Below are 23839 nucleotides of genomic sequence, written 5' to 3'. Positions count from 1 at the left end.
CATTTCTAGCTTCATCCCATCTTCTTGGTACTGAAAACCGGTCTTATTGAACACGCACTTAAAGTGTTCGTATTACCATTTTCCTGCAACACGATCCTTCACAACTTTGGTAATGGTCGCTTCATAACCAGCTTTATCCAATTTGTTCAGTTCAGCCATGTAGGCATCCCACAATTTATCAAAATTCGATGGCGCTCCCAAGATCATCTCCGGCAAGTATTTACGTTGCAAATCATCCGATTTGGTCGTGAAGATCTGTTCAGGTGATCCTTGCTCCAATGCGATGGACCATGCCGGGAACCAAGGCCGCTCTTCCGGTTTGTTAAACAATTCACTAAAGGTTTGGATACCGTAGGCTTCAAGGAATTTCTTATCTCCCTCGGTGTAAGATGCAGCGGCCACTTCCGGCTGGTTGCCAGGGCTATAAGCGTTACCATCGGTTAGTGTAGATTCACCGCCATATTTCGGCCAGTCTGTCCCAAAGTAGGTGAACCCGAATTTACGGCTGAGCTCCAGATCATCATGAGCCTTGCGTTGATCTTCATTTGCATAATAGAATCGGCCCTTTTCATCCACACTGTACGTCTCATCCTTGATTCCCCATTGCACCAGAACCTGATTCTCTTCCTTCAGCAAATTATCAAAATATTTGATGATACGAACAGGGTCTTTGGCATTCACCGAGATACCTGTTGCATAGTTGTTGACAAAGCCGGGAGGATCCACATACTGATCCTTGATTCCTTCATCAAACACAATCGGAAGTGGAGCGTAGCGCTTCTCATCAATGCCTGCAGAGAGCAAGTTTTTCGATGCATCCCCAATCTGCCAGCCATAATTGAAGTATCCTAACACACGACCCGAAGTCAGCTTGGCCAAGTACTGGTCTTTGTTCATCGTAAAGGATTCCGGATCAAGCATGCCTTGAGCATTGATTTCATTCAACTTCTGAATCCATTTTTTCTGGGCATCTGTTCCGGCGACAACTTTTGCCTCATGGGTAGTCATGTCGACCATGACACTGCCATCGTTCGGATAACCGGCAAGATGCATCGCTGGATTTTGCAGTGTGAAGAAGTTATTAGCCACACCCGCAAGTGACACAAATCCGATCGTCTCTGCACCGTCGACAGTTGGATGTTTTTCCTTATAATCCTGAATTAGATCAAAATATTCATCCAGTGTAGTGATCTTGGGATAATCAAACTCTTTGAGCACAGATCGTTGAATCCAGAAAGCTCCTCCGCCCACATTTGGACTACCTGAATACTCACCCTGATTAGCCGTATAAGGCAGGGCATAGATTTTACCGTCTTCGGCATTTTTCATTTTATCGAAATATGGTCCATACACCCTTTTGATATTAGGACCGTATTCCTCAATCAGATCATCCAGCGGAATATAGGCACCTGCATCCAGTAACTTGGACATCTCACCACTGGAGCTAATGACATCAGGATAGTCTCCACTGGCAATCATGACACCGGCTTTTGTAGCACTATCACCTACCAGATATTCCATCTTCCAGTCCACACCCGTCTGCTCTTGCAACGCTTTACCGATTGTTGTTTCGCTTGCCAGAACATCCTTCTTGCCTGGAGAGAACATGTAATACGAGAACGTGACTGGACTGTTCTCATCATCACCTGTGGCTGAAGGCGCTGATGACGAACTGTTTTGACTGCACCCAGCCAGCAAAGCTGTTAGTAATACAGCTAAACCCGCTGTTCTAAATTTTGGTTTTAACATGTGAATATTCCCCCGTTCCGTGTTTTCTCTCGTGGATTACACTCACCATTTGCCAGCTACACGATCCTTAACTGCCTGTGTTATCGTAGCTTCGTATGTTTTCTTGTCGAGTTGATTCAATTGACTCATATATTCATTCCATGTGTTCTCGAAAGTGGAAGGCGAATCCATAATCATTTTGGGTAAATATTTCTTCTGGAGGTCTTCTGCCTTGGTGATAAAAATCTGTTCAGGAGAGCCCTGCTCCAGTGCAATAGACCAAGCAGGAGACCAAGGACGCTCATCCGGTGTGCTGAATAGTTCTGTGAATGTCTCCACACCATATTTCTCTAACAACAGCTTGTCACCGTCCGTGTAACTAAAGGTAGCCACTTCTGGTTGGTTGCCCGGTCCATAGGCGTTGCCATCCTCCAGCACGGAGTTATTCCCGTAACGAGGCCAGCTGTAATTAAAATAGTCAAAGCCGAATTTACGACTTAATTCTGGATCTTCATGTGCCTTGCGTTGGTCATCATTTTCAAAGTAAAAGCGACCCTCATCATTCACACTATACGTCTCGTTCTCAACACCCCATTGAACCAGAATCTGGTTTTCTTCCTTGAGCAAATTATCAAAATATTTAATAATTCGCACGGGATCTTTAGCATTTACGGTAATTCCGACACCGTAGTTGTTCACAAAACCTGGCGGGTCCACATACTGGTCTTTGACACTGTCATCAAATACGATCGGGAGAGATACGTATCGTTTATCGTCAATACCAGCCTTCTTGAGGTTGTTCGTTGCATCTCCAACTTGCCAGGAGTAACTGAAATATCCCAGCACCCGACCGGACGTCAACTTGGCGAGATACTGATCCTGGTTCATTGTGAAGGATTCTGGATCAAACATCCCCTGTGCGTTAACCTCGTTCAGCTTCTGAATCCATTGTTTCTGATAATCAGATCCGGCTACCAGTTTGGCTTCATGACTCTGCATATCCACCATCACACTGCCATCGTTTGGATAACCTGCCAGATGCATAGCCGGATTTAGCAGGGTGAAAAAGCTGCCCGATTCACCAGCAAGTGTGGCGAAGCCGATGGTTTCTTTTCCATCGATCTGCGGATGCTTTTGCTTGTATTGCTCAATCAAGTCAAAATATTCGTCCAGCGTTTTGATCTTGGGATAGTTAAACTCTTTTAACACAGCACGCTGAATATAAAAGCCGGTCTGAAAATTAGGCTCTGACACATAACCGATGTTGGCAGTGTATGGCAAGAAGTATATCTTTCCATCCTCCTGTCTGAATTTGTCCATATAAGACCCGTATACCCGCTTGATGTTAGGCCCGTATTGATCGATCAGTTCATCCAGCGGGATAAAAGATCCTGCATCCATCAATTTGGCCATTTCACCACTGGAGTCGATGATGTCGGGGTAATCCCCACTCGCAATCATTACACCTGCCTTGGTTGCACCGTCACCGACCAGATATTCCATCTTCCAGTCAACGCCTGTTTGTTCCTGTAGCTTCTTGCCAATGGTCGTGCTGCTTGCCAGAATGTCCTTCTTGCCACCGCCAAACGTGAAATATTTAAAGGTGACCGGGGTGTTGTCATTACTGTCAGGATAGGAGGCTTCCGGGCTGGCTTTATTACAACCTGCCAGGGTTACAGCCAGTAAAATGGCCAGACCTGTTATAATGTTTTTTTTTCTAAACATGTAGCAAATGCCCCCTTAAAGTATTGTTTGTGTCTTTAAGCCTTCTCAATATATCAAGATAGCGCTTTCAAAGTTACCCATGAAAGTGTACCTCCTACTTTGAAAAGTATATCCCTCGTATTTAGTCGCCTGGCATGGCTGATGGATCAAGTGGGAGCTTAATTTGGATATGCGTACCTTCTCCTTCCCATGTCTGGATGTCGAATGTAAAGTCATTTTTATAACAAAGTTTTAAGCGACTATACGCATTTTTCATGCCAACATGCTCTCCCATATCGGTGTTTTGATCCAGGTAACTTAACAACTCTTCCAATTTTGCTTGTGACATCCCTATACCGTTATCCGTTAGTCTGATATGGAGCTGTTCATTTTCCATTGAAACAAAGAGTTGAATGATGCCTACACCCGGAGATGACTCAATTCCATGAATACTTGCATTCTCAACAAAGGGAAGGATAACCATCTTGGGGATTCGGTACATCAGTACCGCAGGATCTGCCTCAATGGTATATTGGAGTTTTTCTCCAAAGCGGTATTTTTGAATTTGCAAAAAACTCTCGATGAGTTCCAATTCTTCCTTCACTGTCACATCATTCTGATTCCAACTAATCGACTTGCGAAACATCTTGGCCATGTTATGCACGATTTTGGCAGTCTCTTTCTCACCTTTGATGAGGCTCCGCATACGTACCGACTCCAGCGTATTAAACAAAAAATGTGGGTTGATCTGACTATGGAGCGCATGAAGTTGTGCTTGCTGCTGCTTCAACTCCAAGTCTTTCTTTTGGATGTCGGCGAGATATACTTCATGAATCAGGTTATGGATCGTCTCGGTCATTCGATTAAATTCCATCGTGAGTTGACCTATTTCATCTCTTGCATCTTCAGGCGGAATCGTCTGGAAATTCTGTGTTTTTACTTTTTTCATATGTTTTAGAATACGCACCAGCCTGACATGGATGGATCTGGACATAGCCGCGATGATAATAGAAGGCAGGACAAAATTAATGCAAGCCAGCCATACGACGAAAGAACGGGACTTCCGCACCTCCTTCAACACAATTTCTTCATCCATCACTCCATGCAGGGACCACCCTTCCAGATAGTTAATACCTGTATACGTAAGTTCAAAGGGAATCATTTTGTTCGGAAACTGGATCTCGCTGTAACGTTTCCCTATCTGAGCTTCTTCTGCTGTAGGATCATTTGAAAATTGGATGTGTCCCCCCGGATCAAGAAGATACACTTTTCCATCAAATCCGCTGTTGTGGAAATACTGCTTGATCATATCCATATTCAGGTCAATTTTAAGTAACTGCTCTCTCCCCCCAGTGTCCAGATTGTCGAGCCTTTGAACCAGACTTAACATCTGATCCGATGAGATCAATGCCGGATAAGGGGCGGAGTATGCCTGAAATTGAACGTACCAGTCCGAGTTGCGGACATCGTCAGTTAAACGATCAATATAACCGGAAGATAAAATGGTAGAATTATCGGTATACACTTGATACCAGCGAATTCCCTGATTCATTTGACCGGAGAATTGCCCTTTTAGATAGGAATTATAAGCGTCAATATACTCAAAATGACTTTCAAATGAACGGGAGATGGTGTCATTGAATACAGGGTCAGTATATAACGAATAAGAGAGACCGACGCCCTGATCAATGGTTACCCGCAGGTCGTTCTTCAGATTGTTCAAGGCCATGCCAGCATCACGAGTTTTCTGACTACGAATATTGGCGGATGTGACATTGTAGAACACCACATTGGTAACAACGATGGGAATAAACACAGATAAGACATACATAAGCAGTAGCTTATCTCGAAGCTTCATGTAATTCAGGTTCCATCTTGGCATTGTGCACCTCGCTGCTCATTTGCCATAAGGAGATTGCGATACTCTGTAGGCGATAACTTAACCAATTTCTCAAACTGGGTTACAAAATAATCCGCATTCTGAAATCCTACGCGTGCAGCGACCTCGTACATTCTCAGATCCGTTTGGCGCAGTAACTTCTTCGCCTCATGAATCCGCAGGTTCAGCAGATAGTCATTGAAATATTGATTGTAGCTTTTGCGGAATAATCGCCCAAGATAAACGGGATTCATATAGAAGAGCGCAGCAATGCTTTTGAGATTGATGTTCTCAGTATAATTTGCATCAATATATCGTTTGATCTTGCTGATATCCCCTTTGGATCGCTCCATCCGCAGATGAGAGACATAATCCTCGGCTTCCTCCAACGCGATGAGAAAAGCATCTTTCAATAGTCGTAAATTCCAACCTTCATGACTTTGTTGTGCCAGCTCCTTCAGTTGTTGCAACCCTTCATCATTACCACCCATTTCGTGGACCACAGCGAGAATACCCGTTATATAACGCAAAAGAGAACCCGATACAGCCTGAGAAGAAAATCGATTCATATGAAACAATTTGAATTTCTCTTCTACAATCTCGTGATAAGCTGACCTATTCCCCTCTTCCAGGGTCAGAATTAATTGATCCACCTCGTCTTGATATACATTAAAAACAAACAGCCGTTTGTCCTTGATCTCCGTATAGCGTACGACACCACCAGTTTCAGCATATTTATGCTTGGCTGCTTCTTCAGCCGCCATAAGGGATTGTGGGACATCACCAATTTCTTTGACAAGTGTTCCTGCGTAAAGACCGATATCCAGGTTAAACCTTTTGCTCAGTGTTATATGAATATTATGCAGTTTATCCTGTAACGCCGAGTCTCCTTGATGATGATCAGGCCACAACAGTAATAAAGCAAACGTGCCGCGTTGTTGCTCACTGATGAACATTTTACATAAATTACTCTCCAGAGAATGTACTGCTTCACGTAGCTGTTCAATCGTAATTTTAATTGCATCTAATCCGGTCTGAAGTTCAATCAAAGTTATGAGCAGACTGGAGTTACGATTGATGCCAAGCATCTCGGCATATCGATGTTCATCCTCCTTCTGTACATGGCCTTTGATCACATCCTCCAGCATGATGTTACTGGCCTGTCCCTCAGTCAACAGAATATGTTTTCTTTTATTGCAAATCAGATTAGCTGACTTCTGCAACGTCGCCGTCAGTTCTTCATCATCAATAGGCTTCAGGATATAGTCATGAACACCGTACCTGATTGCCTGCTGTGCATATTTGAAGTCATGATAACCACTGATGATAATGAACACAGGTTCCAGATGTGGTATTTTCTCTACGGCACGTATCAGTTCCAGTCCATCCAGGATTGGCATACGGATATCTGTAATAATCACGTCTGGTTGCAGGCTTTCAATCAGATTTAATGCCTCTACACCGTTCTCTGCCTCTCCGATAATCTCCATATTAAGATCCATCCAATTTATGAGTTCATACAGCCCCTTTCGTATATACATCTCGTCATCTACCAGTAATACTTTTAACATCCGTGTGTCCCCTTTCCTCCAACGAAAATAAACCGCCGGTAGCGTGTCTCCCTATCGGCGGAATCTAATATGGTGACTGTTGTAGTTATTGCATAATACATTCATTCATGTCGTGCATAATCCCAATAGTCGCCAACGAGGCCTTCAATGATCGATCCACTAGCCCATGGCATCAGGCAAAACCAGGTGCTGGCTGGCGTACCATCCGCATATTTTTCAGTGACCAGTCCTTCCGAATGACAGAAGCGTTCAGACATCCATCCTTTTTTGCCATAGCCGAATTCTTGATCATAACGATTATAGGTCTGACAACCCCACCCGATGGTGTCCATCATACGTTGACGAACATAATTCTCTTCCCGCTGTCCAACATAATACAAGAGCTCATCCACTAGATTGCTGGACATGGGGTGAATATGCGGATTAGCTACTGAAGTAACACTTCCCCCGGAACTGGACCAGCCTAATGTACTGAGTGGAGGAATCTTAATAGGTGAGTTGTAACAAAATTTGAAGCTGAATTCATAACTGATCGCATCTCTCATGTGATCTAGATATAGCTCGTCACCGGTCAACGCGTGCAGAAACCGAACAGCTTTGATGTAAGCCAGAATACCTTCCGAATCCACTGCCTTGTCCGCATCCAGCGGAGCGCCGTAACATTCCATGTGTTGCACATAGGTGTTGTAATAGTGGGCTTCACTGCGTCTGAGCTCATCCAGAGAAGATTCATCATGGGTTAACCAACAGTAATATGCCTTGGCAGCAAGACACCAGACCCCACTAAAGGCATCATATTCAAGACCTGCTCCGGTCCGCTCTGACAAAATGGTGGGATATTCTCCATCCGTATTCTTCGTGCACTCCAGACGATCAAGTACTTGCTTGACGTAAGCAAGCCAATCATCATGACTCACATTTCGAATGCGCTTCTCATAATCGTAACTTTTCAGAATGTAGAACATCGCTTGAGCTACAAGGTAAGAGGAATGTCCTGGGGTACGCATGCCGTCGAACCACCAGCCTTTAACACTCCAGATCCCATCCTGATAAGCGTCATACGGAAGTCCGGATTCGGGATTCATGGCATTCTCGATAATATTGGTAATACAGGATAACGCCTGCTGTCGCATGGGCTCATTATTCAGGCGCAGTGCGGCCATAAGCATTGGTGCAGCTATGGTCATACCATTTGTCCAACTGATTGAGATAATTTTGTTGTATCGGTAGCCACCGGTTTTAGCAGCATCTTCATATACAAATGTAGAATAATGACGATCCTCCGGAAGCCAGGCATACTCATAGATGGCATTGGACAAATCCGTTACCGTTGTCTGAATGTCACTTCCTTCTCTTGGTTTTTCGTGATACCTCTTATAGATTGTTTCCAGTGCTGGATTGATGCCCAGTTCTGATTCAGACTCGTAGTTATATAGTTCAAGTGTGAGCCTGACCGATTCACCTGCCGCAAGTTCAAAACAGTTTTCTCCAAGGGCAGCTCGCTCGTGGACAAGTCTGGATTTGATAAATAACAATGGAGCATTCTCATATCCCAACGTATATCCGACCGTACCCTTTTCAATAGAACATGTGAATCCCCCATATTGCACAAAGTTTCCTTCCATTCCTGGATACCATTGCTGCTTCTGGTTTCCTGTATTGATCCAGTAGGGACTTGCGCTTAGACCAACAATCCGACCTTCATCATAGATAAGTGCAGCTGGATGAGACAGACGATCACTTCTTACCATCCACCAGGGTGATGAAGGACGAGAAGGACTGCCCTCCCTTAGCCTGGGGAACTCATTTGGAACATTCTGAGGTGCTTCGCCCCGGTTGCGGCCATACATAAATGCAGGCAAAAAAACCTCGGATTCTGTTTGTCCAACGGCATTTCCACATGAATAACCCCTGCCCAGGCATTCTGCCCCTCGTTGTAAATCTGAATGTCGGCTTGCCATGGGTCTTCTGCACTGCCGTTCCCGCTTGTTACTTTTACGTCAGCCTTGAGAGCATGCTTATTCAATGCCGTGTACTCTACGTTGTCCTGCACTCTACTTCTAGCCGTGAAAATCAGATCCATCTTTTCCTCCAATCGCGTTGTACACACCTGAGTGGAAACGCTTGCAATTATGTATCCATCATGCTAGGATGGTTACATTTTATAGGTTCACGTCTGCAATTTCATTGCACAAACGGCTATATTTATTGCGCGAAACGACAAGGAGGTCATATATCTGATATGAATGAGACTTCAGAATACCTGTTTGATCCAATCCAGAATGAGCTGTTGTACCTTCATCGCACCACCACCACGTATAATATGGGAACGTTTTATCATCGACATAATGCATACGAACTCTACTTATTTCTTCGTGGCAATGTAAACTTCTATATTGAGAACCGTTGTTACCATTTGCAACGTGGAGATCTGCTCGTTCTTAACCCGGAGGAGATGCACCGTTCCTTTGCCTTGGACAAAAACGAATATGAGAGAATCACCATAAATCTGAAAAAGTCATATCTGAACCGCTTGTCTACTTCAAGCACCAACTTATCCGCATGTTTCGACTACCGTCCCAAGGGTAAGGGTAATATCGTACATCTTGAAGAGGACGAACTTCAACGAGTGCTACAATTAGCTGGCGAACTTGAACAGTGTCTCTCATCAAGTGACTATGGAGCGGATATTCTGGGGAATATTTTGATTACACAGCTACTGCTTCTAACGAATCTAACTTTTCAAAATACGGATTTTGTTGCAATGGATATTATGCCTGAACTAGTTCGAAACACGATGGATTACATTGAATGTAATCTGACGAGGCAACTGACGCTCAAACAATTGTCAGAGGCTATGTTCACGAATAGCAGCTATATTAGTCGACAATTCAAAAAACATACCGGACTCACGATTCGAGCATACATTCTTAGTCGCCGTATAGAGCTGTCGAAATCTTATTTAATCGAAGGTTTAAGTATTACAGAGGCCTGTTATCAATCCGGTTTTGGAGATTATGCCAATTTTATTCGCAGCTTCACCAAGCAGGTCGGCACTTCACCTGGTAAATTTGTTAAATATGGAAGTCTTCTTTAAACATGGCATTGAGCAAAAACACGCCAACTCTTGCCTATATCTTATCTCAGCAAAGAAAAAGAGCGAATTCGCCCGACAATTTTGTCAGCGGGTATTCGCTCAGGAATCGGTAAGTTCTTATTTGTTATTCCATTTATCCCCTTTTAATTCAATCATAGCGTTGGGGCCAGAAAAGGTTAATTCTATCTTTTGGTCCAGATAGGATAAGGTTACTCTTGATTCTGCAGTAGAGCGAATTCTGGTACTGAATAGACGACCATTTTCCCATTCCAGATCTATTTCAAATCCGCCACGAGCCCGAATACCACGAATATATCCTTTTGGCCACCCTGCTGGTAAAGCAGGTAACAATCTGATTACTTCGTTATGACTCTGGAGAAGCATCTCTGCTATCCCTGCAGTACCTCCAAAGTTCCCATCAATTTGAAATGGAGGATGGTCACAAAACAGATTGGGTAACGTGGAGGAACGTAGAAGTTCCACGATGTTATCGTGTGCAAGTTCCGACTCCTCTAATCGTGCCCACATGTTGAGAATCCACGCCCTGCTCCATCCTGTGTGTCCACCACCGTGTTCCAGTCTTCTGTCGAGTGTTACACGAGCTGCCTTGGCCAGATCAGGCGTTGATTGCAACGTAATTTGCGTTCCAGGATGCAAAGCGAATAAATGGGAGATATGTCTGTGGCCAGGTTCCAATTCATCATAATCGTTACTCCACTCTTGGATCTGGCCATGTTTTCCAATGGAGGTCTCCGGTATTTTGGTTAAAGCACTGCGGAGTACTTCTCCAAATTCCTGATCTTCTTGCAATATTCGGGTACTTTCAATGCAACGCGTGAAGAGTTCTCTAATAATCTGATTGTCCATTGAAGCACCAAAACATAAAGCCCCCGACTCTCCATTATCTAATATATAGCGATTTTCCGGTGAGGACGAAGGACATATCACCCAATTGCCGGAAGGATCCTCTATTAGATAATCCAGAATAAAGATAGCCGCATCTTTCATCGTGGAGTAAGCTTTTTTGAGAAATTGAACATCCTTATTATATTCGTAGTGGTCCCATAGATGTAATGAAAGCCATGCTCCTCCCATGGTCCAAAACGTCGATGTCATGCATACATCCTGCGGAGCAGCGTCTGCCCAGATATCCGAGTTGTGATGAGCAACGAACCCCTTGCATCCATACATGGTTCTAGCGGTTTCCTTTCCCCGGACTTGCAGTCGATCTATAAAATCAAACAATGGAACGTGACATTCAGACAGATTGCAGCTTTCTGCAGGCCAGTAGTTCATCTGTGTATTAATATTAATCGTATATTTGCTGTCCCATACAGGAAGCATGTCTTTATTCCATATCCCTTGAAGGTTTGCCGGTAAAGAACCTGGACGACTGCTTGAGATAAGCAGATAGCGACCAAATTGAAAGTATAGACTCAGCAGTTCCGGATCATGCTGACCAGCTCTAAGCCGCTCAAGGCGCTGATCGATTGGAAGTTCGGAACATATCACATCTTTATTTTCATCTTCGAGATGTATATCCATCTTTTCGAATAAGGATTGATAGTCCGAGACATGATCGGCGAGCAGTTCGCTATATGGTTTTGCGGAAGCAGTATCAATTCTGCGGAGGCACTCCACTTCGAGTTGTTCCTTGGGTACTCGGAAATCCGTGCACGCCGTGATTAGAATAGTCGCTGAATTACCATCCTTCAGAGAAAGCTGACCGCTTGAATAATGAACCTGCCCTCCTTCAGATATAAGGCGAATCGCACAACAAAATCGGATTCCTTCTTCTCCCCCACTTCTTCCCCGGATGATCAAGTCATTCGTTCCACGCTTCTCGATCCGGTCCAGATAGGATTGGAAACCAACAGGATGCTTAAGAATATCTGAATAGGATGTTGATTCCAGAACAGCTCCCCTGCCAAAAACAGTGGAGAATGATAACTTTCCAGGCACGCTTGATTTGAGATGAACAACGAGCACTTGATCCGGGTAGCTAGCAAAATAATCACGGCTGTAATTGGATTGATCTGCGGTATAATGCACGTTTACCTTGCCTTGTTCCAGATCGAGATGTCTTTGATATCCATTTGGTTCATGTTCACTGTGATCCATAGCGATATAGAAGTCTCCTAATGGCTCATAATGTCTTTGCCCGTCAGGAACACCTACCAGAGTATCTGCTGCGAGTTCTTCTGCTTCCCTAATCTTACCGTCAAAAATCAGGCTTCTGATCTGAGATAAAGATTCAAGTGCTTGAGAATTATTCCGCTGCATCGGACCACCATACCACAGACTATCTTCATTAAGCTGAATTCTCTCGATCTGTGTTTTCCCAAAAATCATGCCTCCAAGAGTTCCATTTCCGATAGGCAATGCCTCTTCCCATCTTCCAGCAGGTTGATTAAACCAGATATTTTTGGTCTTCACGTTAAAACCTCCAACGAATTATAATTCCTCACATTTTCATGTTTAGTGTGTTCCGTTTGTATGTTCTTTCAGTGTACTGTAATCTCTTAAGCATCTAAATGAACAAAATTAACTTGAATTATCACAATCTTATCCCAACATTAGAGGTGTAATCGTGAATTCCGAAACTGACAGTACAAATTCTTTGTTCTGGACAGGGAAGTTTAGCTATTGGCAATAAAAAAAGCCGCTATAATAGCGGCTCTGTTTCGTTCATTTAGTTAGCTTACGTGAAGCTTGGCATAAGTTATAAGATATTTTGCTCCATTTGTTGCATGAATTGTCTCAATATTAGCCGATCTTCCGAAGAAATGGATTGAAGTAGTTTCTCTTGTTGCTCTCTCCATTTATGCTCAACCGGTTTTTCTAATTCTTTGCCCTTATCGGTTAGAAAGATACGCATGATCCTTGCATCCTGTACATCACGCTTGCGATATATAAATCCGTTCTGCTCCAGTGATTTGACCATGTTTGTAACCGTTGGTGGTTCGCATTTCATATGTTCACTTAGTTGCATCTGTGTTACCCCATCACCCAACCACAGCCGGTACAACAGATTATCTTGTCCTACATAGAGATTAAGTTCCCGAAGAGATTCACTATAATTTCGTCGCATTTGGGAGGAAATTCGATCTAAAGACTGTCGAATTTCACAATCTACTGTATCTGTCATGAACGATCCCTCCCTACATCCGAATTATATTTAGCAGACTAAATGTATCATGGAGATATACAGGTGTCAATTCACCTTAGTGTCGTCTTTAAGGGCCTTTTCCTATCCAAGTTTCACCGGAAAGATTGGTTTAGTCCTTATTTTTTGGCAAAACCTTGCTTGTTCAAATAGGTCATCATTTGCGGTTGAATACTTCTCTCGAGGTGATCCTGGATATGGTCACTCCATCCTTTTACTTTTTTTACGGTGAAAGGGGCTCTCGTCGGACGATTTTCATAATACTTCAGCATGGTCTCATCATAGATTGCTAATTTCTCTTGATCCATTGGTTGGTATTGATTATCAAGCAATACCATGGATTGAGGGAGTCGAGGTTTCAGTTCCGGCTTATCTCCAGCTGGATTACCGATACATAACCCCACCAGAGGGATAACAAATTTAGGTAAATTCAATACGTCAGATAGTTCGCTAATATTAGCTCTGACCGCACCAATGAACACTCCGCCAAGTCCCAGCGATTCAGCCGCGGTTAACGCATTTTGTGCCATCAGGCCAGCATCGAATGAACCAATCAACAGAAATTCAATATATTCAATATCCACATCCGGAGCGATTTCATGATTTCGGTTGAAATCTGCACAGAAGATCCAGAATTCGGCCGCTTCTTCAATATAGGGTTGATCGACACACAGATGTCTGAGTTTTTTTCGAAGTACTGGATCTGTGATGCGTATAATGGATACCGCCTGCAGAAGACTGAACGATGAAGTTTGGTTTGCTGCCTGAAATATTGCATCTATTTGTTCCTCAGTTAGGGGTTGAGATGTGTAAGAACGAAACGATGTATGGTTATGAAGCAATTCAAGTGTGTTATTCATTAAAAACTCTCCTTTATTCGTTGATTCCATGTTCCTGCAATCCGTATTCGTAAGGAACGCCCATATTCTCGCGTAGTGTTTTTCCTTCATATTCCTTATGGAACAAACCTCGTTCCTGCAAGATAGGTACTACCTGATTCACAAAATCTGCAACGCCATCAAAAGATACATCGGGCACGACTGAGAATCCGTCACATGCTTCAGCCAAAAACCATTCTTCCAAGAAGTCAGCAACCTGTGTCGGGGTGCCTGCAACAACCGGATGATAGTTGATGACCCCGTGAGCGAGAACATCCCTTACAGAGAGTCCTTTTTTTAATAACTTTAAGGCTCTCGGAGAACGTGGGTCCATGGGGTTGGCATATGCATTTTTCAACAAGTCTGGCGCTAAAGGTTGATCTATATCTACGGAGTTTACCGATAAGGGTAAACCAACCATGGAGCCGAGGTAACTTACCCTGCTAGGGATTTCCTGGGGATTAAAACTCATAAGCTGTTTCCGACGATCCAGAGCTTCTTCCTCCGTTGAAGCCAGAGAAAACATAAAACCTGCAAACATTTTGATATCATCGGGGTTTCGACCGAAACGGGCAGCACTTTGCCTTATGGCTTGTCTGTGTTCACGGGCAGACGTAATATCATAAGGATTGGCGTACACTCCCGAAGCATATTTCCCAGCTAATTCTAATCCTTCACCTCCTCCCCCTGCCTGGAAAATCACTGGCTGCCCTTGCTCAGAGGGCGGAATGGGCAAAGGACCACGAGATGCATAATATTGACCCTGAAGGTTAATAGGCTGGATTTTGTCCATATCCGCAAATTCCCCTCCTTCTACATCTAACGTCCAAGCGTCTGGTTCCCAACTCCCCCACAAGGCCTGAACAATTTGTATGCTTTCATGTGCCTTGTCATAGCGCTCTTGGCGATTTTCAACCCGGGCACCGAAATTAGCCGCCGCTAGGGGGTCGGATGTGGTAACCGCATTCCATCCCACACGTCCATGACTGATAACATCCAGTGCTTTGAACTGACGTGCAATGTTGTAGGGATAATTAAATGTTGTAGAGAGGGTAGCCACAAGCCCGATGTGTTGTGTCTCTCTTGCTACTGCCATCAGTGCCAACATGGGGTCCATAGGAAACATAGGTGTCTGTGGGCCTAAATTATTGGATAAGCCTGGAGTGTCAGCGATGAAAATCATTTGAAATTTTCCTTGTTCAGCTAATTTAGCCCGTTCTACATAACTATCCATATTGGTGTAAGCTGCAGGATCCGTGCCAGGCATTCTCCATGCGCTAAATTCGGCTCCATAACCCGAAACCATCTGTAAAGCCAGTTGCATTTCACTTCTTTTTTTCATAACGATTTTCTCCTTCGTTCTGGACAGGCACAGATATTTGTGCCCTTACTATAGCGTGAATATATTTAGCATGCTAAGTATATGGATGGATCAGATTTTGTTCCGTTTAGTGAGGGTTATAGATATTGACGTTCACCGGTCTGGGCTGATTTCTCGACGGCATCCAGTAACTGATGTAGTTTCACCGCATCCGCGAAATTAGGTGCTAAGGTAGTACCTTCTTGAATATCTTTGGCAAACTTACGATAAGCCTGAGCCATGTTCAGAACAATTCCGGAGTCGTTATATAAAGAATGTGGAGCCGAGTAATAGGCATCGGGAATGGGTAGTTCACTAAGCTCGTTGTCCGTAGATCCTGCACCGCGTAATTGGTGTGATCCGAATTGAATGGATGCCGGGGCGCTCAGCACAATCGTGCCATTGTCTCCGAAAATTTCAAGTGTGAGTCCTGTCTGATGTTTGACTCCACCTTGAATATGAACGATGCCTGCTGCACCATTAGTCAATTTTCCTGTAATCATGATCTGATCATCCGTTGTTTTCTTGATGACTTTCTGAATATCTACCAATTCAACTTCTGGAAACTGTTGAGCTGTGGTGGCAGACAATTCTGTAAAGTCCCCAAGCATGTAAGTGAAGGCATCCAGATTATGGCCCCCTACAATGGTCAGCAAGTTCCCTCCAACTTTCCGGTCATACAAGTACGCAGTCGACTTGTCACCAACGCCACCCATGCCATCTATAGAGATCTTCAGGTTGGCAGACAACACTTTACCGACATAACCTTCTGCCAATAAATCTTTAACATATTGAACGGCCGGGGCTTGTCTAGCCTGTAATCCAATCGCATTTGGCAGTTGTGCGGACGTTATCCATTCCTGCATTTCCAAGGCTTCCTCTGTATTCGAACCCAGTGGCCATTCACAATAGATTGGTTTGCCAGCAGGTACAACGGCTTTAACGGCGTTATAATGTTCCTTGACGTTAATACTGACAACGACCATATCCACATCAGGATGCTGAGCCAACTCTTTCATATTATCAAAGCCGTGATCTGCATAGAAAGCTTCTGCGCTTTTCTTTGCACTCACCATATTACTTGTCCCAACCGCTGTAAGCTCGAATTCATCCAAATGCTGAATAGCTGGAATATGTGTTCCACTCGCCCACCCGTTATTAATGGATGCCCCTATGATACCTGTACGAATTTTTTTACTCATTGTTAAACATCTCCCTTGTTAAAATTTACAGTATGATCGAATATCGGTTTGGCTCCAGCCCTTATCAGTCACTCATTTCTATGATATATTTATTTAGCTTGCTAACTATTCAATCGAGATAACATTAATTATTCTTTCATACTTTAGGTAAACTAAAATTGTTTTGGTGTTGACACCATCATAGGTGTATTTGTTTTATTAGCAAAGAGGGCAATTTAAATGAACATAGTACATCTTTTTGTACCTTTGGATCAGGAGTGATATGAATGAGAGTTTGCAATGAAGGATTTGAACAAGAGTTTATAGATGGAAAAAGTGACATGTACGCCATAGCTTTTACTCAGAATGTCCTTTCTGGGCGTTGGAAATATTTTATCTTATGGTACCTAAAAGACGAAACACGGCGATATACAGATATCAAAAAATTCCTTGGAGATCTGTCTCAAGGCTCCCTCACAAAGCAGCTTAAAGAGTTGGAGAATGATGGTGTTATACAACGTGATGTATATCCGGAAGTTCCTCCACGAGTTGAGTATTCGTTAACAGACAAGGGAATGAAGTTACTACCGATCCTTGAAAAGATGGAGGACTTTGGCAAAGAATACGGCTAAACAACTTAAACTAGGCTTCCATATTACTTATCTTTGTTAAAGGGGGGATGATATGTTTTTCTTCTTTTTCTTTCTGTCACTTGGAATGATTGGTTTATTCTTTGGAGTTAGAGCACTGAGACGACCCAATTCATGGCCTTTTAATCGTACGAAGGATGAACTTCATGAATACGATATGATGGGCATCAAGTTTAGAGGCGTTTTTCTCCTTGCTTTTGGTACTGTTCTGACTATCGCCTCTTTCAGACTTCTTCTTATTTAATAAAATCCAAAAAAGCCGCTAATATAGCGGCTCTCCATCGGGCCTTACTCTGGTCCCGCTCAATATCGTGGTATCAACATTAATCTATGGTTTAATATTAGCTTGCTGACCATCAGGAGCCACCGACTTATCGTTCGTCTTCACACCCCTGCGCTTCTTGTACCCTTTAAATATGAAATACCCCACTATAATTAAGATAATCGGCATTCCGTACAGTAATAGAATATAGAAACTGAACAGCAAAAGTACGATTATCGATCCATCTATTACATTCAATATGTGCACTCCTTTATAAGTATCACTGGCTGATTTATTACTACTTTACTCAATAATTATTTTCTCATCTTCATACGTAAAAAATATTATTCATAGAAAAAACATATTTTTTCTTATGTTAATTGTATAGACAAATAAAGTTGCTATTATAGCAACTTTATTAAAAGACATTTTTAGATTTCTTAAGCATTTTCAGGTTCATAAATTCCGTAACCATTCTTGCCATTCTTTTTAATCTTGTACATAGCTCCATCCGCATGTCTCAGAAGTTCGGAAGGCTCCTGTCCATGCTTGGGAAATAGGCTGATACCAATACTCATTGAAAGGTTGATATAGTTTCCGGCAATCTTGAAATGGGTACTGAATGCAGCTTCCAATCTTTTAGCGATGACTTCAGCATCGTGATCATCTTTCAGATGGCTTAAAATGATGAATTCGTCCCCGCCAAGCCGAGCTACAGTGTCCGCACTTGGAATTGTTTCACTTAATCGCTTTGCCATTTCCAGCAACACTTGATCGCCAACATGGTGTCCATATGTATCATTCACTTGTTTAAACCCATCAGCATCCACAAACATGACGGCTAGTTTATTATGGTTTCTTTTGGCATTACTGATGGCCCAGGCAAGACGGTCATTATAAGCAAGACGATTAGGCAGACCGGTAAGTGGATCATGCAAAGACAAATGCTTGCTGATTTTCTCGGAGATTTTGATTTTGGCGTAGTCCGTCTCCAGTTCTTTGATCAGATTTTTAAGTTTATATACCCTGGTATTGGTGTTAGTCATGTCAGTAATCTGAATAAGGGCATAACTCCGATCTTCATGATAGAGCGGTTCAACATGCATATTTTGTCTGAATAATTGTTCATCCTCTCCTTCATTAGGAAGAATGAATGCCTTATGTAACGCGCTTGAGCAAAATCTGCTCTGTCCATGATACAGCGCATTTTGCAAAATATTTAAATACATGTTCGACTTAAACCGTGGGCAGACCTCAAGCAGATTCAAGCCTACTACCTCTTCTACATTCTTGCCAGTAAAGCGCTCCAACCAGGCATTCCACACAACAATTTTCAAATGCCTGTCCACGATCATTATTCCCATATGGGCTTTGTTCAAAGCTTGTGAAATAAGATTATCCATTGCCCGCCTCCAACAAAGCGTCCATTTTGGCCAGCAGGCTCGATATGGAGTTCATACTCAGTGCTATGACAATGATACCTGTCACATCCGTATCGGCAAGTAAAAACGAGGTATGTAAAACCAGGACATAAACTTCATTCTGAAGCAATATTTGTTGATCGGAATTGGTGACATAGATCAGTTCAATATCAGGCAGGACGTATTCCAGTTTGATCTCGAGGAAATTACCGAATTCTCCAATAATGGCGTTAAGCAGGACATTGCTAACTTCCTTCAAAACGTCCAAATCCGTATCCATCAGGTTCGGATTGTTCGGTATAACGCTCTCACCCAGTTCTCCAAGACAGATGTTTGCCAATACTTTAGCCTGCTCAACAGGAAACATCAGAAATGCTTTTCCCTGAAATTCGTATCCGAACTGTAAGGATGACCTAAACAGGTGACCTTCACTAAAGAAAATATTGTATCTTCGATCTCCAGGATCAACATCGGATATGGAGATTAGTTCCACTTCCGGAATATTCAAAACGATACGCTTGTCTACAATCTCTGACAACATGTTAGCCGCTTGTCCCACGTAAACGTTCACTAGTTCAGTAAGCAAATCCTTCTGTAAATCATTCAGCATGATAGGCCGCCTGAATCAGTTGAATCATGGTAGTTGCCTTCTCTGCGGTTAACGGTTTATTCAAAAAACCAGAAATGCCTAACATTTCAACTTCATCCCTAGTTGTCTTCTGAATATCTGCGGATAAGATAATAATTTTGACATTGCTATCCGTTTCTCGAATCATTCGAAGCATTTCTTGTCCGTTCAAACCAGGCATTAGCAGGTCGGTGGTTATAAAATCAGGTTGAAATTCCTTGAATAGGTTGTATCCTTGCTCTCCATTATTAGCAATCTGAATCTCGCATTCTGGAATATGATCAACAATCAGCTTTGTAAGTAATTTCTGTACGAAAATGGAGTCTTCCACGATTAATACTTTCATTTTTTCTTCAGTCTCCTTGATAAAGTGGTAAGGGCTCGGGATGGTCAGGCGCTGTGGACAGTTCTTGATATAGGGCTTTCGCGCGCAGTGGCACCCTGAAAAGAGACTGACTGGTGAATCAAGTAAATATAAATTATAGTAACTTTAATTTAATTGTCAACAACATTATTGAATAAGTTAGATTCGTGTGCAATTGACATACTACGGCCCGCCGTTTAAAAAAACATAAAAAAACGGTCACCTAGTGACCGTTTTTGATCGGTTATCTGGAACTGCATTAAGTTTACTCTTTTACCCCTCCAAGCTGCAAGCCATGAACGAAATACTTCTGCAAAAATGGATATACGACTAAGATGGGTAATGCCGCAACAATCGTAATCGCTGCCCGAATAGATACAGGTGTGACCATGTTACGCGCAGCACCAAGATCTGCACCATTGGCAACGGCTGCACTGCTGTTGGAATTCATAGAAGATGATAATAGTTTCATCAACTCATATTGCAGCGTGCTTAGGTTTTGTTTGGAAGATGCATACAGAAACGTATCAAACCAAGAATTCCATTGACCGACTGCAATGAACAGTGCAACAGTAGCAAGAACCGGTTGGCACAGCGGTAGAATAATGGAAATGAATGTTCTGAAATCTCCAGCACCATCGATTTTGGCGGATTCGATCAATCCCTCGGGTAGTGTCTGGATATAAGTTCTAATAACAATCATATTAAAGGCACTGATCAGCCCAGGAATAATGTACACCAGGAAGTTGTTTAACAAATGTAAATCTTTCATTAGGAAGTAAGTTGGAATAAGACCTGCACTAAAATACATCGTAAGAACAACTGTAATGGTAATGGGCTTTCGTAATATATAATCTTTTCGGCTTAGTGTGTAAGCCAGCATGGAGGTTAAGAATAGACTTAAAACTGTCCCCAAAACCGTTCTCGCCACAGATATACCAAAGGCGCTGAAGATGGTCCCTCCTGCAAATACTGCTCTGTAGTTTTGATCTGTCCATACCCGAGGCCACAGATAAATCCCACCCCGAATGGTGTCATTACCGGCATTGAATGATACGGCGAGTGTATTCACAAACGGATACAGGGTAACAATCGCGATTGCGATCATCAGTATACCATTTAACGTATGGAAGACAATCGGTTCAAGCCGAGATTTATTGATTCCCATCTCTAGTCCCCCTTATATTAATCGGTCTTCCCCGAGCCGTTTGGAAATTGAATTCGCCGCAAAGATCAGCGTGATACTAACTACTGTTTTGAAGATACCTGCCGCAGTAGCCAAAGAATAATTCCCGATCTGTAGTCCGTACTTCAGGACAAATATATCTATCGTCTGTGACCAGTCGACAACCACACCATTACCTAACAGATACTGAACCTCGAATCCAGCTTCCAAAATCCAGCCCATATTCATGATCAGCAAAATGATAACAATGGATTTGATTCCGGGTAAGGTCACATACAGCATTTTCTTATATCGGTTCGCACCATCAATCTCTGCCGCTTCATAGAGGGAAGGATCGATAGACGTGATGGCCGCCAAATAAATAATGGCATTCCAGCCAACTTCTTTCCATACATGGGATGCGCCTACAATGCCCCAGAAGTATTCCGGAACGCTAAGCCACATGATAGGTTCTTGAATGATATGCAGCTTCATGAGTACCACATTCACAATCCCACCATCTACAGATAGTGAACTTGCTACGATACCTGTCACAATAATCCATGAGAGAAAGTGAGGTAAATACGATATTGTTTGAATGGTTCGTTTATATAACTTATGTTTGATCTCATTAAGTAAAATGGCAAATATAATTGCTGTCGCAAATCCGAGCACCATATTGATGACGCTCATCGCAATGGTATTACGAAGCACGTTAAGAAATGCATCGTCTGTTAGCAAAAACTTAAAGTGTTTGAGCCCGACCCATTCCTGCTGCGTGAAACTCTTCGCAGGACTGTAATTCTGAAAGGCCATAACCCAGCCCCAAATGGGATAATACGAGAATACGAGAATGTACGCAACGATGGGCAATGACATGAACATGAGTTGTCTTTGTCCGCGCAATCGTTTTAACAGTGGTGCTTTGGGAACGACTGTACGGGTGGTTTGCTCTGGTATGGCTCCAGGCGTGTTCGCCATCTTTCACTCCTCCTATTGGCTTGCAGCGACTTTAAGCATGATGTCCCCGGAAGGCACTCGCCTGAGTAATCCTTTGGTTGATACCTTCCGAGAGAATCATTGCCGCATTTTTTTATTTAACAGACCAGTTCTCGATTCTCCATTTCAGTTGATCATTAATTCGATCTTCATAGGATTTGACATCGATCTTCTTGTAAGCGTCTACATATTCAGTCCAAATGTTATCGAACTCATTCGGTTTTGACATGATTGCTTTAGGCAAGAATTTCAATGAAGTGTCTGTCATTTGTTTGTTCGCTACCGCAGCATCAGAGCCTTCTTTCAGATCGACCTGCCATGCTGGATAGTACACTGGATTTTCTGGTGCAGGAGAGAAGAAGTCACTCCACGTTTTGAAGCCGTATGCATCCAGAAGTTCTTTATCTTCCGGTTTGAGGTTGTCATAGAATTCCTCAGGTTGGTTGATCGCTCCAATTGCATTGCCATCTTCAAATGTTCCTTCGAGCTTCGGTGCAGCAGCGTAGAAACCTTCAGCTTTGTTAACCAATCTCCATGCTGGATCATCCTGCTCTGTCCGTTGCTCTGGTGTACGATAGAATCTTCCCTCTTCATTCACTTGGTAGTCTACACCCTCTTCACCCCATGACAAGAGCTTCTGGTACTTCTCGTCCATAAGCTTATCGAGGAATTTGATCAGTGCGACAGGGTCTTCGGCATCTTTACTGATACCAAAACCATTGTTCAAGTTAATGACCGGACGATCCAGATAATGATCTGTGATACTTGTATCATAGACAAGCGGGAAGCCTACGTATGTCTGGCCAATTTTCCCCTGTGCTACGAGTGGGTCTTCGCCGGCTTGGAAATTCCAGTGCTGGTCGAACATACTAAGCACACGTCCCGAAGAAATTTTGGCCAGATATTGATCGTAGTTCTGAACAAAGGCTTCTTTATCCAGCAATCCCTCGTTGTACAGATTGTTTAGTTCCTTATAATACCGTTTGGAGATATCTTTGTCGGCAAAAACGGTTGCGACTCCACTATCATCTACGACTACGCCCCCGTCGTTGGGGTGACCCGTAAGATGTTCAGGTGGGTTAAGCAAAGGGAACGTCCGCCAGTCTGAAGCCAATGTAGTGAAACCAATCGTCGGTTGACCATCAATAGTTGGATTCTTGGCTGCATAATCACGGACCAACTTTGTGAAATCATCCAACGTTTTAGGAGTTGGGTACCCGGCATCCTTCAGTATGGACTTTTGGATCCAGAATGCAGGACCAGAATAATAGTTACTAATGAACTCTCCTGTATACACTCCATAGTTAGGCAACCAGTAAATATGTCCGTCACTGGAATCTTTCATCCGGTTCCAGTCTTTACCGAAATGTTTCTTCAGATTAGGTGCATGCTCTTCAATGAGATCTTCGAGCGGAATAACCGCACCCGCTGAGACCAACTTGGTGTCTGCTGTGATCAGATCCGGGAAATCGCCCCCGGCAATCATAACGCCCAACTTCTGTTGAAGATCACCTACTAGAAACTCCATCTCAAGATTAACGCCGAGTTCATCCTGAATCTTCTTGTAGATTCGGTTATCTTTAGCTGGCGCCTGATTTGGCGTTCCGATAAAGGCCGAGATGTTCAGTACCTCTTTCCCATCCTTTGTAGTTGCTTTCTCATTGTCACCGCTGCATCCTGCCAGTGCCAAACTCAAAGCCAGAACGAGTGATACGGAACCCCAAAGCTTCTTTTTCTTAAGTCCCCCCATGTACTTGCCCTCCTTGGAAGTGGTATGTCTTACTGT

At 43.2% G+C, this 23839-nt stretch carries 19 protein-coding genes; 2 read left to right on the top strand and 17 right to left on the bottom strand.

Going from position 1 to position 23839, the window contains the following annotated elements; all coding sequences use genetic code 11:
• Positions 1-72 precede the first annotated feature (72 nt).
• The 6 genes from MKY01_RS15405 to MKY01_RS15380 all read right to left on the bottom strand — a co-directional run bounded on the left by MKY01_RS15405 (position 73) and on the right by MKY01_RS15380 (position 8965).
• Positions 73-1749, bottom strand: coding sequence for an ABC transporter substrate-binding protein (locus MKY01_RS15405; RefSeq protein ID WP_036671156.1), 1677 nt, complete (start codon positions 1747-1749; stop codon positions 73-75).
• A gap of 42 nt (positions 1750-1791) precedes the next feature.
• On the bottom strand, positions 1792-3453 hold the full coding sequence (locus tag MKY01_RS15400; protein WP_282321415.1) for an ABC transporter substrate-binding protein: 1662 nt from the start codon (positions 3451-3453) through the stop codon (positions 1792-1794).
• Positions 3454-3574: 121 nt separating this feature from the next.
• Positions 3575-5314, bottom strand: coding sequence for a sensor histidine kinase (locus tag MKY01_RS15395; protein ID WP_339286908.1), 1740 nt, complete (start codon positions 5312-5314; stop codon positions 3575-3577).
• A complete protein-coding gene (locus MKY01_RS15390; protein ID WP_339286906.1) occupies positions 5296-6882 on the bottom strand; it encodes a response regulator in 1587 nt (528 codons plus the stop codon). The genes MKY01_RS15395 and MKY01_RS15390 overlap by 19 nt, the downstream gene beginning before the upstream one ends.
• 101 nt (positions 6883-6983) lie before the next feature.
• Positions 6984-8633: a hypothetical protein gene (locus MKY01_RS15385; RefSeq protein WP_339286904.1), complete on the bottom strand. Its 1650-nt coding sequence runs from the start codon at positions 8631-8633 to the stop codon at positions 6984-6986.
• 38 nt (positions 8634-8671) lie between these two features.
• A complete protein-coding gene (locus tag MKY01_RS15380; RefSeq protein ID WP_339286902.1) occupies positions 8672-8965 on the bottom strand; it encodes a hypothetical protein in 294 nt (97 codons plus the stop codon).
• A gap of 159 nt (positions 8966-9124) precedes the next feature.
• Here MKY01_RS15380 and MKY01_RS15375 point away from each other — a divergent pair, with 159 nt between their 5' ends.
• Positions 9125-9979: an AraC family transcriptional regulator gene (locus tag MKY01_RS15375; RefSeq protein ID WP_282321419.1), complete on the top strand. Its 855-nt coding sequence runs from the start codon at positions 9125-9127 to the stop codon at positions 9977-9979.
• Positions 9980-10096: 117 nt separating this feature from the next.
• Here the strand turns inward: MKY01_RS15375 and MKY01_RS15370 are convergent, their stop codons facing one another.
• The 5 genes from MKY01_RS15370 to MKY01_RS15350 all read right to left on the bottom strand — a co-directional run bounded on the left by MKY01_RS15370 (position 10097) and on the right by MKY01_RS15350 (position 16585).
• The gene (locus tag MKY01_RS15370) at positions 10097-12415 is read right to left on the bottom strand and encodes a glycoside hydrolase family 95 protein (RefSeq protein ID WP_282321420.1); all 2319 of its coding nucleotides are present in this window, start codon (positions 12413-12415) and stop codon (positions 10097-10099) included.
• A 286-nt stretch (positions 12416-12701) separates the two neighbouring features.
• Positions 12702-13127 carry a MarR family transcriptional regulator gene (locus MKY01_RS15365; protein WP_127548544.1) on the bottom strand — a complete coding sequence of 142 codons (426 nt, stop codon included), beginning with the start codon at positions 13125-13127 and terminating at the stop codon, positions 12702-12704.
• A 137-nt stretch (positions 13128-13264) separates the two neighbouring features.
• Positions 13265-14005: an oxygen-insensitive NADPH nitroreductase gene (gene nfsA, locus MKY01_RS15360; RefSeq protein WP_127548542.1), complete on the bottom strand. Its 741-nt coding sequence runs from the start codon at positions 14003-14005 to the stop codon at positions 13265-13267.
• 13 nt (positions 14006-14018) lie between these two features.
• Entirely contained in the window at positions 14019-15365 is a 1347-nt protein-coding gene (locus MKY01_RS15355; RefSeq protein ID WP_339286898.1) for an NtaA/DmoA family FMN-dependent monooxygenase, read from the bottom strand.
• A 116-nt stretch (positions 15366-15481) separates the two neighbouring features.
• Positions 15482-16585, bottom strand: coding sequence for a Gfo/Idh/MocA family oxidoreductase (locus MKY01_RS15350; protein ID WP_339286896.1), 1104 nt, complete (start codon positions 16583-16585; stop codon positions 15482-15484).
• Between the two features lie 266 nt (positions 16586-16851).
• Here MKY01_RS15350 and MKY01_RS15345 point away from each other — a divergent pair, with 266 nt between their 5' ends.
• Positions 16852-17196: a helix-turn-helix domain-containing protein gene (locus MKY01_RS15345; protein ID WP_074095086.1), complete on the top strand. Its 345-nt coding sequence runs from the start codon at positions 16852-16854 to the stop codon at positions 17194-17196.
• A gap of 720 nt (positions 17197-17916) precedes the next feature.
• On the opposite strand, the gene MKY01_RS15340 is transcribed toward MKY01_RS15345, so the two are convergent.
• From MKY01_RS15340 to MKY01_RS15315, 6 genes are all read right to left on the bottom strand, one after another.
• Positions 17917-18879 (bottom strand): sensor domain-containing diguanylate cyclase, encoded by a 963-nt coding sequence (locus tag MKY01_RS15340; RefSeq protein WP_339286894.1) that lies wholly within the window; start codon positions 18877-18879, stop codon positions 17917-17919.
• Positions 18872-19507 (bottom strand): chemotaxis protein CheC, encoded by a 636-nt coding sequence (locus tag MKY01_RS15335; protein WP_339286892.1) that lies wholly within the window; start codon positions 19505-19507, stop codon positions 18872-18874. Before MKY01_RS15335 ends, MKY01_RS15340 begins: the two co-directional genes overlap by 8 nt.
• Complete coding sequence (locus tag MKY01_RS15330) at positions 19497-19871, bottom strand: response regulator (RefSeq protein ID WP_036615858.1); 375 nt, start codon at positions 19869-19871, stop codon at positions 19497-19499. Before MKY01_RS15330 ends, MKY01_RS15335 begins: the two co-directional genes overlap by 11 nt.
• A 283-nt stretch (positions 19872-20154) precedes the next feature.
• Complete coding sequence (locus MKY01_RS15325) at positions 20155-21057, bottom strand: carbohydrate ABC transporter permease (protein WP_017688457.1); 903 nt, start codon at positions 21055-21057, stop codon at positions 20155-20157.
• A gap of 12 nt (positions 21058-21069) precedes the next feature.
• The gene (locus MKY01_RS15320; RefSeq protein ID WP_017688458.1) at positions 21070-22035 is read right to left on the bottom strand and encodes an ABC transporter permease subunit; all 966 of its coding nucleotides are present in this window, start codon (positions 22033-22035) and stop codon (positions 21070-21072) included.
• Between the two features lie 112 nt (positions 22036-22147).
• Positions 22148-23803, bottom strand: coding sequence for an extracellular solute-binding protein (locus MKY01_RS15315; RefSeq protein ID WP_036671131.1), 1656 nt, complete (start codon positions 23801-23803; stop codon positions 22148-22150).
• Positions 23804-23839: the final 36 nt, after the last annotated feature.

Origin of the sequence: Paenibacillus sp. FSL R5-0486 (genome assembly GCF_037975155.1) — a bacterium.
GTDB lineage: Bacteria > Bacillota > Bacilli > Paenibacillales > Paenibacillaceae > Paenibacillus > Paenibacillus amylolyticus.
The sequence above is the reverse complement of the archived record's forward strand: the minus strand, read 5'-3'. Positions and strand labels throughout refer to the sequence as shown.

Bases quoted from the DNA above. Each gene is read 5' to 3' on its own strand.
- MKY01_RS15405 (WP_036671156.1), bottom strand. From the start codon at position 1,749: ATGTTAAAACCAAAATTTAGAACAGCGGGTTTAGCTGTATTACTAACA.
- MKY01_RS15400 (WP_282321415.1), bottom strand. From the start codon at position 3,453: ATGTTTAGAAAAAAAAACATTATAACAGGTCTGGCCATTTTACTGGCT.
- MKY01_RS15395 (WP_339286908.1), bottom strand. From the start codon at position 5,314: ATGCCAAGATGGAACCTGAATTACATGAAGCTTCGAGATAAGCTACTG.
- MKY01_RS15390 (WP_339286906.1), bottom strand. From the start codon at position 6,882: ATGTTAAAAGTATTACTGGTAGATGACGAGATGTATATACGAAAGGGG.
- MKY01_RS15385 (WP_339286904.1), bottom strand. From the start codon at position 8,633: ATGGTAAGAAGTGATCGTCTGTCTCATCCAGCTGCACTTATCTATGAT.
- MKY01_RS15380 (WP_339286902.1), bottom strand. From the start codon at position 8,965: ATGGATCTGATTTTCACGGCTAGAAGTAGAGTGCAGGACAACGTAGAG.
- MKY01_RS15375 (WP_282321419.1), top strand. From the start codon at position 9,125: ATGAATGAGACTTCAGAATACCTGTTTGATCCAATCCAGAATGAGCTG.
- MKY01_RS15365 (WP_127548544.1), bottom strand. From the start codon at position 13,127: ATGACAGATACAGTAGATTGTGAAATTCGACAGTCTTTAGATCGAATT.
- nfsA (WP_127548542.1), bottom strand. From the start codon at position 14,005: ATGAATAACACACTTGAATTGCTTCATAACCATACATCGTTTCGTTCT.
- MKY01_RS15355 (WP_339286898.1), bottom strand. From the start codon at position 15,365: ATGAAAAAAAGAAGTGAAATGCAACTGGCTTTACAGATGGTTTCGGGT.
- MKY01_RS15350 (WP_339286896.1), bottom strand. From the start codon at position 16,585: ATGAGTAAAAAAATTCGTACAGGTATCATAGGGGCATCCATTAATAAC.
- MKY01_RS15345 (WP_074095086.1), top strand. From the start codon at position 16,852: ATGAGAGTTTGCAATGAAGGATTTGAACAAGAGTTTATAGATGGAAAA.
- MKY01_RS15340 (WP_339286894.1), bottom strand. From the start codon at position 18,879: ATGGATAATCTTATTTCACAAGCTTTGAACAAAGCCCATATGGGAATA.
- MKY01_RS15335 (WP_339286892.1), bottom strand. From the start codon at position 19,507: ATGCTGAATGATTTACAGAAGGATTTGCTTACTGAACTAGTGAACGTT.
- MKY01_RS15330 (WP_036615858.1), bottom strand. From the start codon at position 19,871: ATGAAAGTATTAATCGTGGAAGACTCCATTTTCGTACAGAAATTACTT.
- MKY01_RS15325 (WP_017688457.1), bottom strand. From the start codon at position 21,057: ATGGGAATCAATAAATCTCGGCTTGAACCGATTGTCTTCCATACGTTA.
- MKY01_RS15320 (WP_017688458.1), bottom strand. From the start codon at position 22,035: ATGGCGAACACGCCTGGAGCCATACCAGAGCAAACCACCCGTACAGTC.
- MKY01_RS15315 (WP_036671131.1), bottom strand. From the start codon at position 23,803: ATGGGGGGACTTAAGAAAAAGAAGCTTTGGGGTTCCGTATCACTCGTT.